We start from the raw sequence: 11,337 nt of genomic DNA on the forward strand, positions 1-11,337 counted from the left end.
CATTTCCGGGGCGATGTGCGGATACTCTTCGGCTTCCATTGCCCTGCAGAGCAATCACTGCGCACATCGCCACGCACTTCGCTACTGCACGAACAGATGGGTGCATAGCGATCGCCCATGCCCGATTGGCCGTTGCCGGCATACTGTCCTCCAGTTCTTAGGTGGCGTCTTTCCTCTACGGCGTTGCTGCGAAACGCATTCGGATCTCAGTGCCCGTGGTGCGCGTAATGCGCGTGTTCGGACACAGGCGTGGTCGCGCTGTCGGCAGTCAGTGTGAATTCCGCCGTACGCACCACCCCGTCGTGTTTGAAGTCCAAGAACAATCGGTAATCCTCGGCACTCGGCATGTTGGCGTAGAAGGTGATTGCCGGTCCAGCCGGCGTGACACCGTCACCGGGATGGCCGTCCGGATGGACATGGAGATATGCGAGGTCGGAGGCGCGCAACGCGACCAGATGCCCGTATGCGGCAAGATAGGACTCCACGTCTGTGACTGGGATTCCGTCACGACTGACCGAGAGTGTGAGCTTCGATGTCTGACCTGCATGGGCTGCGCCTTCAATCGAGACGGTATAGCCGTCGACCGTCGTGGCGGTAGCAGCGGCAGGCAACGGCCGAGGTTCATAGAGGCCAGCGACGCGAACATCCGCACTCAGCGTGATTCCGTCACCGCCGTCCGGGGTGAAGTCGACGAAAACTCGATAGCCTCCCGAATGATCGAAATCAACTGACACATACCAGTTTCCGTACTCGTCCAATTCGGGATGCACGTGCTGGAACCCGGTCAGATCCAGACCGACGACGATCAGATGTAGCTGCTTGTCGTGGGTGTCCGCGTACCGAATCAGCGGCGTTCCGGCTGAATCCAGGATCCGGAATTGCAGAGGTACATTGCTGCCGACAGCCGCCTCCGACGTTGCCAATTCCAGCGTGTAGCCGTTCTTGCTGAACATCTTGCCCTCCAAAGCTCAGGTCGGCAGCACTTCCGTTGCCGTCTGCGTTGGGTTCCACACTCCTTGAAGTCGAACTTATTGCAATTTCTACCATACCCCCCTAGGGTATCTAACGACCTACTCAAGTACTTTGAATTCACTCGAAGGAGATCCGATGCGCACCCACGTCGAGCGCCGGCCGAATGAGTTCGAAACGCGTTATTTCCCTCCATATTTCGTCGCAGCTCTGCATCGATGTCGCAGCAGCTCGTTTACGACGCCCCCTGACCAGACAAACATCACCTATACCCCGTACAGGTAAGGAACTCAGAATGTCCACACAACCGCAGTCCACACGTAAGTGGTGGGCGTTGGCGTTGATCGCCGCCGCTCAGTTCATGGTCATCATGGACACCTCGATCATCGGTGTCGCTCTCCCCCAGATGCAGAGCGATCTCGGCTTCTCCCAGGAAGGCCTGACCTGGGTCTTCAATGCATACGTCATCGCATTCGGTGGGCTACTCCTCCTCGGCGGGCGCCTGTCCGACCTCTTCGGCGCCCGCCGAGTATTCACCGCCGGTTGGCTGATCCTGCTGATCGGTTCCGTTGTCGCCGGTGCCGCCGGTAACGTCGCCGTCGAACTTGCGGGCCGCGCAGTTCAAGGTGCAGGCGCCGCACTCATCGCGCCGTCGGCGCTCACCCTGCTGATGATGCTGTTCGGCAGCACGCAAAAGGAAATGACCAAGGCACTGTCCATCTACGGCGCTGCCGCCCCGGCGGGCGGTACGGCCGGCGTGTTCCTCGGCGGCGTCATCACCGAATACACCAGCTGGCCTTGGGTTTTCTACCTCAACATTCCCATCGCAGTCATCGCCTTGATCGCCATTCCCTTCCTGATGCCGAACGCACCGGCACGTACCGGGTCGATCGACTTCCTCGGCGCACTGGCGGTCACCGCGGGCCTCGCTGTCGGAGTCTTCGGCATCGTCAGGGCGCCTGACGTCGGTTGGGGATCCGGGCAGACGTGGCTGGCGCTCGCGGTATCGGCCGCTTTGTTGGGTGCATTCGTGTTGATCCAGTCCAAGCGTCGGGAGCCACTGGTGCGTCTGGGAATCTTCAAGGCGCCCAACCTCGGTGCCGCGAACATCGCTCAGCTCGTCCTCGGCGCCGCCTGGATACCGATGTGGTTCTTCCTGAACCTGTACCTGCAGCAAGTACTCGGATACAGCGCCTTCCCCGCCGGCGCGGCTCTGCTGCCGATGACGATCTTCGTCATGCTCGGCATGATCGTCGTGGCACCACGGGCCATGGCGCGCTTCGGCGCAAAATCGATGATCGTAGCCGGATTGCTGGTCCTGGGAATAGGTTTGGGATGGATGTCGTTGATCCGGCCCACCGGTAACTTCTGGGTCGACGTACTGCCGGCGTCGCTGGTGGCTGCGGCAGGTATGACGCTGGCGTTCATTCCCTCACTCGGTACGGCGATTTCGGCCGCACGCCCGGAAGAAGGCGGATTGGCTTCCGGCATCGTCAATGTCAGTTACCAGGTCGGCTCGGCTGTCGGTCTCGCGGTGATGACCGCGATCGCAGCGGTGTTCGGAGCTGATCAACTCGGTGACCTGACCGAGTTGACGAACGGGTTCTCCGCAGTGTTCATCGGTGCAGCCGTCATCGCAGTGGTGGGCGCGGGAATCACCGCGGTAGTGATGCAGTCACCTAAGGTCGAAGAGCCTCGAACCGTTAAGTCCACCGTCAATTCTTGACCAACTTCGGTGGTGGGTTCAGCCGGCGACCGCCCGCCGAACCCACCACCGTCGGAACCACTTAGGACTCCTCATGCCGCGCCTTGCATCTCTCACACCGGCCACCGCTGTCGGTGCATCGAAAGACCTTCTCACCGAACTCGTCGATCGTCACGGACAGGTCGGTGACATGGTCGGCACGATGGCTCATTCGCCCGCCGTACTAGGCGGCTACCTGCAGCTCAGCCGGGCAATGAAGCGAGCGAAGTTGAACCGCAAGATCAGCGAACGAATCTCGATCGCTGTACAGGTCCAGCAAGGTTGCGCTGTTTGCCTCGAAGCCCACGTTGCAGCCGCGCACGCCAACGGCGTCGAGTCGGATGAGATCGAGCGTGCCCACGCGGGCACATCGGCCGATCCCGCAATCGCGGCAATGATCGACCTCGGACTTCGCGTCTACCGGGAACCTGCCTCGATTTCCGATGAACACATCGCAGGCCTTCGAGCGTACGGCTACGGTGATCGCGAGATCGCCGACGTAGTCGGGATCGTCTCGCTCAATGTCCTGACCGGAGCCTTCAATCTTCTCGCGGGATTGAACACACATGAATCGGGACGTTAGGACCGTGCCGGAACGGAACAGCATGCGTCTGTTCCTGATTCGAAGCTATCGCCTGCTCCTCAGCGCCCAGATCATCGCGCTGTTCGGCACCGGGTTGGTCGCCAAGCTGCGCCCACAGCATTCACACCCACGTTCCAGGCGGTCATCCCAGACATCGTGACCGACGCGGCCGATTTCACCCGCGCTGTCGCCATCGCAGGTCGCTTAACGATGGAAAGTCTGCTCAGCCCTGTTCTTGCCGCAGTCGCGTTGTCCTTCATGACGTTCAACCTGTTGTTCGTCGCCGCCTCCGTGGGCTTTGCTGTCTCGACGCTGCTCGTGCCGGCCACCCGAATCCCCAACGCTTGTAACAGCACTCACCGCAAGGCGTGGGATCGGATCGCGTCGGGAGTTCGAATCTTCGTGACCACCCCGCGACTGCGCGGCATCATGGCACTCAACCTCGTGGTGGCAGCAGCCGGCGCGATCGTCGTGGTCAACACGGTCAACTACGTCCGCGACGAGCTCGGTGGAACCCAATCCGACGTGGCCTGGATGCTTGCCGCATCGGGCACCGGCACGTTGCTGACCGCGCTGCTTCTTCCACGCGTGATCTTCGACTGGTTCGGTGGGACTTCGATACGATGCGCCACGGCCGTGCCAGTTCGCCGGACTCGGCACCTGGACCGCAGACCATGTCTCCTCCTGCGTTGGATCCAGAAGGCGATCCCGTCTTGCTCTCGCAAGCGGCCTGCAGCCCGTCCGACTGCCCATACCTTGTTCGGATCAGCGGCGGCGTAGCAGAGAGTGATCAGTCCGACGTGGGCGAGCATCAGGGTGAACGAGATGAACCCGACCACCCGGTGAAGACGCGTCAATCCGTCCTGACCTCAGGCACGCTCACGAAAAGCAGTTTGCGATCTGATACGGAAAAGCAACCGGCACCGCAAGTATTCGGCAACTCTCCAAGTCGCAACCAGTAGCGCCTACTGCGTGCGTCGCCGTGCACAGTGCTCGATCCGAAAAGCAACGTGCCACCGCTCTCGGAAATGCATTGCAACACAAAGAAAGAGGAAGCAATCTGACAGAAGACGGCAAGCAGGTTGACAGCAGGCGCACAGGCTCGGCGACACGAGGACACAACGGACAACCACACGTGATCGGTGTTCGATGGCATACGCTCGCCGATAACCAACACGCTGGATTTTCTCAAGCCAACGAAAGCAGGAGTCCCGATGAAAAATTCTGGTATCCGCGCCGCTGCCGGTCTGGTCGGCGCCGTTGCGCTGCTCGTCACCGCCTGCTCGAGTTCTGAGAGCACCTCGGACTCGCCGACTACGTCGTCGGTAGGCGGTTCCACCACCTCGTCCACCGCCGGCGGACCCTCCAGCGGTGGGCCCGGTGGGGGCATGCAAGAGGTGACTGCGGTAAATCTCAACACTGACGGGGCCAGCCCGGGTGGGGCCAACACCGCCGAGGTGGTCACTGCCGCGACCGCATTTCTGACCTCTCTCGACGACTCCCAGCGCGAGGTCGTGGAGTACGACTTCTCCGACAACAAGTCTCGCCAGACATGGTCCAATTTCCCGGCAACGACGGTGGCGCGCCCAGGAATCGCTCTCGCCGATCTCAGCGACGACCAGAGAGCGGCCTTGACCACGCTGCTCGGTACTGCACTGAGCGAGCAAGGTACTAACCAGAACACGGACATCGGGAAGGCCGACGACTACCTCAACAGTTTGGGTGGACAGGGCGCAGACGGCTTCGGTGCGCTCAACGACTACTTCGTCGCCGTCTACGGCGAACCGTCGCCGACCCAACCATTCATGGTCCAGTTCGGTGGCCACCACCTGGCGCGGACTCTGACCTACAACGGCGACAACGTCAGTCAGACACCCCAATTCGTCGGCTCCGAACCCGTGACGTTCGAAACAGATGGCGTGACAGTCGAACCCGTGAAGGCTGAATCCGATGGAATGTTCGGTGCGATCGCCGCGTTGAACGACGGCCAGCTGAGCTCGGCGGAGATCACCTCGGGCACGTTCGACGACTTGGTAGCGGGCCCCGGCGCGGACTCAGGGATCTTCCCGGCCGCTGAGGGCGTGGAAGTCTCCACCCTCGACACCACCCAGAAAGACGCCGTCCTCGCCGCTATCAAGGCGTATGTGAACGATCTCGATTCCGCCGCGGCGGACAAAGCGATGGCCAAGTACGAATCGGAGTTGGATCAGACGCGGATCGGGTGGTCCAACAACACCGGCCCCACCGAGGAAAACAGTTACATACGGATCGACGGGCCGAGCGTCTGGATCGAATTCATCAACACACGCAGCCAGAGCACTCCGGACATTCACTTCCACTCGGTCTACCGCGACAAGACCAACGACTACGGCAGCACCACACCGAGCTGACCGGATGGATAACATTGCGCCGGCTCGACGACGCGAGAACCTGGGCCGGCGGTGGCTTCGGAGATCGACAATCCTGATTCTGGGTGCCCTATCGGCCGGTGTGGCGGCCCTGTTCAGCGTCAACCCCGCTCAGGCGCATCCACTGAGCAGCTCCGCAATACTGCTTACCATCAACTCCGATCAGGTCACCGGCCAGATTCAGCTCCCCATCGACCGACTTGCGATCGCCATCGACCAACCGCTGACAGCGGCAGTGGTCCAAGAGCCTGCCAAGGCCCAAGAGCTACACAACTACGTACTCGCGCACCTCGCGGTCGACAACACCGACACCGGCGGAGCCGACTGGAACATCACCCTCGGTGGTGGACGGGTCGAGGTGATCGACGGTGTCGATCACCTCGTGTACGACACCGCGATAGAGCCGCCGAAAGGAGAAGTGACCGATTTTCAACTGCACTTCGATGGGATCGTGCATCACCTCCTCTCTCACAAAGTGTTCGTGTCCTCCCGCGAATCGTCAGACGCCGCATACGACGCTGTGGGATTGATCGACTGGCGAACACAGACAGTCGAGGTGCCGGTGCAGGGCCAATCGCTGCCCCGTGTGTTCGTGTCCTCAGTGCACCTCGGGGTCGAACACATCGCCGAGGGCGCAGACCACCTACTGTTCCTGGTGATGCTGCTGCTGCCGGCACCATTGCTGGCGATCCGCGGTCGGTGGGTGCGCACCAGCAGCGTCCGGCGCAGCTGTATACGCGTCGTACAGGTGGTGACCGCTTTCGCGGTCGGTCATTCCATCACGTTGGCGTTGGCAGCTTTCGGCTACCTGCAGATCCCCAGTCGGGTGGTGGAAAGCCTCATCGCTCTATCCATTCTCGTCTCGGGTATCCACGCCATCCGGCCCATCGTCCGTGGCGGCGAAGTGTGGATCGCCGGTTGTTTCGGCTTGGTTCACGGCATCGCATTCGCGACGCTACTCAACGACCTCCACACGAGCGGCAGTTCTCTGATCACCGAACTGTTCGGATTCAATCTAGGAATCGAGCTCACCCAACTGATTGTCGTGGCGCTGCTGATGCCATCGTTACTGTTGCTCAGTCGAACCCGCGTCTACACACCGCTGAGAGTTCTGCTCGCCGGGCTCGGAATTGTTCTCTCAACCGGCTGGCTGTTGGAGAGAACGACAATGATCCACACCGACCCTTTCGCACCGATATCGGACGCGGCGGTGACACATCCATTCTGGATCGCCGGTGCACTCGCTGTTATCGCCGTCGCCATCTGGGCAACACCCGCACTACGGTTGCCATCACCGCCGGGACCTGCCCCTGACGTCAAGGACGACAACAAAGTCTCAGCCCAAACAAGCACCGACACGACCCGTTGAAACCAAACTGGATTCGACATCACAGCCCCGAGCGGACGCGAAGGCGAACATGGACCTCGAGCCCCAGCCAAAACGGCGTTGACAAGTACAGAGGTCAGCGGCTGATCGGGGCAGTCCAAACACCCACCAGTGCGTCGACGAGGTCGGTCGTGAAGTCCTCCCACGACGTGACCTCGTCCGGCCCCTCTTCGGCGAGCGCGCGCTCACGATCGGCAAACATGTGCACGATCGCATTGCGTCCAATGTCCGCGCGAGCGCGTCGAACACTCATCGGCATGTCAGTGAGACAGTCGGAGAGTCCGCGAAGCGTCTCCTGCAGAGTGGGCGAGGCCAGAGCCTCGTCGTAGACGATTTTCCGCAGGACTGGATCGGTGAGAATCTGCGCACTGAACCGCGCGTACCACATCGGGCCACCCATTTCGGCGTAGTGATCGGTCGACGCCCGAACCAGACACGAAATCCAGTCTCGAACATCCTTCGACCCTTCAACCTCCCGTAGCAGTTCGCCGCGCTTCTTCTCGATCTGCTGGGAGTGTTTGTTCACGATCGCGCGTACCAGATCGGTCTTGGTGCCGAAGTGATATCCGACGGCCGCATTGTTGCCCTGTCCCGCCGCTTCACTCACCTGACGGTTCGAGACCGCAAAGACTCCGTGTTCGGCGAACAGCTGCTCGGCAACGGCGAGGATGCGGTCTCGGGTTGCAGCAGAACGCGCGGAACTTCCCGCGACGCCGGCGTCGGCCGTCGCATCTTCAGCCCTCGTAGTCATGGTCACCATCATCCTCGACTGTCCGAAGCTGCTCGGCACCGGAGATGTTCGTCACGATCGGAGACACATCCTTCCATTAAGTCAGTCAGTTGATTTAACCTTAGTTCAAGCAACTGACTTAAACCACTATTCGTTCTTCCTCCGATGGAGTTACCGCAATGTCGTCAACCACTTCTCCACCACAGACAGCGAAGTCACCCGCCACCACGGCAGTAGTGGCTGTTCTGGCGTTTTCCGGCATCGTCGTCTCGCTCATGCAAACGCTGGTCATCCCGATCATCCCGCACCTACCCGAGTACCTGAACGCTCCCGCGTCCGACACCGCGTGGACGGTGACCGCCACCCTGCTCGCAGCCGCCGTCGCCGTCCCGACCATGGGCCGCTTGGGCGACATGTTCGGCAAACGCCGGCTGCTCCTGATCAGCATGGCGCTGTTGGTGACCGGTTCGGTGGTCGGAGCACTCAGTTCGAGCGTCATCCCCCTCGTTGCCGGCCGAATCCTCCAGGGTCTTGCGGCCGGCGTCATCCCGCTGGGTATCAGCGTGATGCGCGACGTGCTTCCGCCCAAGAAGCTCGCCGGCGCTGTTGCGATGATGAGCGCTTCGCTGGGAGTCGGTGGTGCGCTGGGGCTTCCGATCGCGGCCCTGATCGCGGAATACGCGGACTGGCACGTTCTGTTCTGGGCGTCTGCAGCCCTCGGCGCACTTGCGGCCGGACTTGTTGTCGTCCTGGTCCCCGAATCGACGGTTCGCACGGGTGGCACGTTCGACTTCGGCGGAGCAATCTCTCTCTCAGCCGCCCTCATCGCTCTACTACTTGCCATTTCAAAGGGTGGTGACTGGGGCTGGACAAGCACGCTCACGCTTTCGCTGTTCGGCGCCTCGATCGTGATATTCGGATTCTGGGCATGGTGGGAACTACGCACCCCCAAGCCGCTGGTAGATCTACGCGTATCCATCCGCCGCCAGGTGCTCTTCACCAATCTCGCATCCATCGTGTTCGGATTCGCGATGTTCGCCGCCAGCATGGTCTTCCCCCAGGTAGTCCAGTTGCCTGAGGTAACCGGTTACGGCCTCGGCGGCTCGATGCTCACCGCAGGTCTGGTCATGGCTCCTTCCGGCATCGTCATGATGCTCATCTCTCCGCTGTCCTCACGCATCACCAATTCGTACGGCCCCAAGGTGACGCTCATGCTCGGCGCCATTGTGGTCGCAATCGGTTACGGCATCGGTATTTTCGCCATGCACTCGATCTGGGAACTGATCGTGATCGCAGTAATCACCGGTGCAGGCACCGGCATGGCTTACGGCGCGATCCCCGCTCTCATAATGGGGGCTGTTCCTGCGTCCGAGACCGGTGCAGCCAACAGCTTCAACACCCTGATGCGCTCCCTCGGTACATCATTCGCCAGCGCTATCGCCGGTGTCGTCATCGCCCAGATGACCATGTCCATCGGTGGGGCAACGCTGCCGTCGGAGAACGCTTTCCGTGTAGTCATGGCCCTCGCTGCCGGATCCGCCGTCATCGCACTCGTCCTGGCCGGCTTCCTCCCTCGGTTCAACAGCACCAACTCCCGCACGGAGATTGGTAGCGAGCACACCGATATGTCCCCGACCACTTCGAAGGAATCCGTCCCGACACACTGACCACTGCGCAATACACACAGCCCGGCCCCGGCGGAGTCCAACTCCGTCGGGGCCGACGCGTTTTACGCATTTTGCAGTTGATACAACTCCGGACGACAGTTTCGTGACATGCTCCGTTGAGATGGGTGCTCGTTCGATACTCGGGGAAGGGATGCCGCGATCGCCGCTCCTCGTGCTGACGTCGCCCTCGCCGTCGCCGCTGCTGCCGTCCTGGGCGTAGGCGTCGGTGTTCTTCTTGCCGACGTCGTCGCTGGATTAGCTGCAGGTGCGGGCGCCGCGGTGGTATTTCGGTTTGCACTTCGGATGATCAATACCCGAAGGTGAGCGTTTACGGAGAGGCCTACTTCAGGACCCGTATCGCCGAGCCCGGGAGGATTCCACTCGACGGCGGGTAGATCGACGTTGCGCCGTTGAAGAACATGTGCGCGGGAGTCGTCGACACCGGCAGCAGGTCAACGTCGTTGAACAATGCTCGCTCACCTTCCTCCCATACCTTGCAGGACTCGTCGCCGGGAAGAAGCGAAGCCTCAGTGGACAATTCGATGTACTTCTTGTTGTCGAGCGAAGCGAAGTTCACTCCTTCAGGCTTCGGCGGACCGGTGACTGCTGTCGGGGAGACAGAACGAGCTTCCATACGAGCCGCCATCTACTAGAAGTTGCCATGGCGACAATGGTGCGAGACTGACGTGGTCTGGATCTCGTTGAAGCGACCCATCCAGTAGGCCGCACTCTGTTCGATTGTCACTATCGACCGGGCGACTGCAGACGCTAAGTACGACGCTGTCGTTGACGACTAAGTACCACGCTGCCGTTGACGACTAAGTACCACGCTGCCGTTGACGGTGATTCGCGACGTTGATTCGGTTGCCGCACAACGCCGGCATGCAGTATCGGCGTCGCCCTCCCCGGCTCGTATCGACAAACACCCCGTTGCACGTCGGCGATGCGCATGGTCGGAATCGTTCGTACCCCAATGTGCGCAGAGTCCCCAGCAACGAGTAGCCGATCACCAACGTGAGTTCGCCCGCGAGATCGATTTTGTTGTCCGGTACTGCATTCCACCGATAGTCGTTCTGGGAATCCGGCGAGAGTCGAACGTGATGCGGGACGGTCTGCAGAAGTCGATGAGTGCGATCGACCAGTTCGCCGGCAGTCGGAGCATCGAGAACCGAACGAATCTCCTCTCTAAGCCCCTGAACGTCCGAAAGTTCACCGCTGGTCGGCCGACGCCCGTTGCGGAGCGCGTCCGGCGAGAGTCCGTGTTCACTCAGTAGATCCTGAAGCGTCTGGGAGTCTGGCAACGCGTCACCGGCCTCCACCCACACTCGGGGTGAGGTGTTGACCAGGTCAGTCGCAAACGACGCACCGGATACGTAATCGTCTAAAACTACTTGCATCCCTTACCGCCCTGCTTTACCGTAATTGAATAATCTAACTTTACACCTTACGGAGGCGGCGGGATGGAACATTGCGCAGACCACGGACTGCCCGAGATACTCCTCGATACCCACAACCGATTACGCCGCGCCGGCACCGTGGCGTCGGGGACACCCGTCGTTGCAGCCGATCTCTACTGGTCGATCGGAGCGCTCTCCCAGTGCCTGACCGCGATGGACGAGGTCATTTCACAACTGGGAATCAACGCCCGAAAGCAGTTGCGAGATGGAAAGTTCGACGTCGAGAGCGGACCGTTCGAAGGACAACCCGACGCCGCCCTACTCACCGCAGTTCTTGCACTCGCCCGAGCGTCGAGCAGTTGCGAACCAGTTCAGGCGGCAATCGGCAATGCCCAGATCGCGGTGAGCGATCTCGTCGTCTCAAGGCCCACCAGCACCTGACGCCCGCGCTC

Annotated in this window: 11 protein-coding genes; 7 read left to right on the forward strand and 4 right to left on the reverse strand. The window is 61.0% G+C overall.

Annotated features, from left to right (window positions below; all coding sequences use genetic code 11):
* Positions 1–206: 206 nt before the first annotated feature.
* The gene (locus QM716_RS27955; protein WP_283307502.1) at positions 207–953 is read right to left on the reverse strand and encodes a DUF8832 domain-containing protein; all 747 of its coding nucleotides are present in this window, start codon (positions 951–953) and stop codon (positions 207–209) included.
* Positions 954–1,264: 311 nt separating this feature from the next.
* Between QM716_RS27955 and QM716_RS27960 the strand changes: the two genes are divergently transcribed.
* From QM716_RS27960 to QM716_RS27980, 5 genes are all read left to right on the forward strand, one after another.
* Complete coding sequence (locus tag QM716_RS27960; RefSeq protein ID WP_283307503.1) at positions 1,265–2,695, forward strand: MFS transporter; 1,431 nt, start codon at positions 1,265–1,267, stop codon at positions 2,693–2,695.
* Positions 2,696–2,768: 73 nt separating this feature from the next.
* Positions 2,769–3,296: a carboxymuconolactone decarboxylase family protein gene (locus QM716_RS27965; protein ID WP_283307504.1), complete on the forward strand. Its 528-nt coding sequence runs from the start codon at positions 2,769–2,771 to the stop codon at positions 3,294–3,296.
* Between the two features lie 156 nt (positions 3,297–3,452).
* Positions 3,453–4,076 carry an MFS transporter gene (locus QM716_RS27970; RefSeq protein WP_349307371.1) on the forward strand — a complete coding sequence of 208 codons (624 nt, stop codon included), beginning with the start codon at positions 3,453–3,455 and terminating at the stop codon, positions 4,074–4,076.
* Between the two features lie 434 nt (positions 4,077–4,510).
* Complete coding sequence (locus tag QM716_RS27975) at positions 4,511–5,686, forward strand: DUF3500 domain-containing protein (RefSeq protein ID WP_283307505.1); 1,176 nt, start codon at positions 4,511–4,513, stop codon at positions 5,684–5,686.
* 4 nt (positions 5,687–5,690) lie between these two features.
* On the forward strand, positions 5,691–7,073 hold the full coding sequence (locus QM716_RS27980; protein WP_283307506.1) for a HupE/UreJ family protein: 1,383 nt from the start codon (positions 5,691–5,693) through the stop codon (positions 7,071–7,073).
* A 94-nt stretch (positions 7,074–7,167) separates the two neighbouring features.
* Here the strand turns inward: QM716_RS27980 and QM716_RS27985 are convergent, their stop codons facing one another.
* A complete protein-coding gene (locus QM716_RS27985) occupies positions 7,168–7,842 on the reverse strand; it encodes a TetR/AcrR family transcriptional regulator (protein WP_283307507.1) in 675 nt (224 codons plus the stop codon).
* A gap of 158 nt (positions 7,843–8,000) precedes the next feature.
* On the opposite strand from QM716_RS27985, the gene QM716_RS27990 reads away from it, so the two are divergent.
* Positions 8,001–9,488, forward strand: coding sequence for an MFS transporter (locus QM716_RS27990; protein ID WP_283307508.1), 1,488 nt, complete (start codon positions 8,001–8,003; stop codon positions 9,486–9,488).
* 340 nt (positions 9,489–9,828) lie between these two features.
* On the opposite strand, the gene QM716_RS27995 is transcribed toward QM716_RS27990, so the two are convergent.
* Both QM716_RS27995 and QM716_RS28000 read right to left on the reverse strand, forming a co-directional pair.
* Positions 9,829–10,122: a hypothetical protein gene (locus QM716_RS27995; protein ID WP_283307509.1), complete on the reverse strand. Its 294-nt coding sequence runs from the start codon at positions 10,120–10,122 to the stop codon at positions 9,829–9,831.
* 184 nt (positions 10,123–10,306) lie between these two features.
* On the reverse strand, positions 10,307–10,885 hold the full coding sequence (locus QM716_RS28000) for a CGNR zinc finger domain-containing protein (RefSeq protein ID WP_283307510.1): 579 nt from the start codon (positions 10,883–10,885) through the stop codon (positions 10,307–10,309).
* 63 nt (positions 10,886–10,948) lie between these two features.
* On the opposite strand from QM716_RS28000, the gene QM716_RS28005 reads away from it, so the two are divergent.
* Positions 10,949–11,326 carry a hypothetical protein gene (locus tag QM716_RS28005; RefSeq protein ID WP_283307511.1) on the forward strand — a complete coding sequence of 126 codons (378 nt, stop codon included), beginning with the start codon at positions 10,949–10,951 and terminating at the stop codon, positions 11,324–11,326.
* The last annotated feature ends 11 nt before the right edge of the window (positions 11,327–11,337 follow it).

The sequence above is a fragment of the Rhodococcus sp. IEGM 1409 genome (assembly GCF_030056735.1).
GTDB lineage: Bacteria > Actinomycetota > Actinomycetes > Mycobacteriales > Mycobacteriaceae > Rhodococcus_F.

Excerpts from the sequence above, each read along its gene's own strand:
- QM716_RS27955 (WP_283307502.1), bottom strand. The coding sequence starts at position 953 with ATGTTCAGCAAGAACGGCTACACGCTGGAATTGGCAACGTCGGAGGCG.
- QM716_RS27960 (WP_283307503.1), top strand. The coding sequence starts at position 1,265 with ATGTCCACACAACCGCAGTCCACACGTAAGTGGTGGGCGTTGGCGTTG.
- QM716_RS27965 (WP_283307504.1), top strand. The coding sequence starts at position 2,769 with ATGCCGCGCCTTGCATCTCTCACACCGGCCACCGCTGTCGGTGCATCG.
- QM716_RS27975 (WP_283307505.1), top strand. The coding sequence starts at position 4,511 with ATGAAAAATTCTGGTATCCGCGCCGCTGCCGGTCTGGTCGGCGCCGTT.
- QM716_RS27980 (WP_283307506.1), top strand. The coding sequence starts at position 5,691 with ATGGATAACATTGCGCCGGCTCGACGACGCGAGAACCTGGGCCGGCGG.
- QM716_RS27985 (WP_283307507.1), bottom strand. The coding sequence starts at position 7,842 with ATGACTACGAGGGCTGAAGATGCGACGGCCGACGCCGGCGTCGCGGGA.
- QM716_RS27990 (WP_283307508.1), top strand. The coding sequence starts at position 8,001 with ATGTCGTCAACCACTTCTCCACCACAGACAGCGAAGTCACCCGCCACC.
- QM716_RS27995 (WP_283307509.1), bottom strand. The coding sequence starts at position 10,122 with ATGGAAGCTCGTTCTGTCTCCCCGACAGCAGTCACCGGTCCGCCGAAG.
- QM716_RS28000 (WP_283307510.1), bottom strand. The coding sequence starts at position 10,885 with ATGCAAGTAGTTTTAGACGATTACGTATCCGGTGCGTCGTTTGCGACT.
- QM716_RS28005 (WP_283307511.1), top strand. The coding sequence starts at position 10,949 with ATGGAACATTGCGCAGACCACGGACTGCCCGAGATACTCCTCGATACC.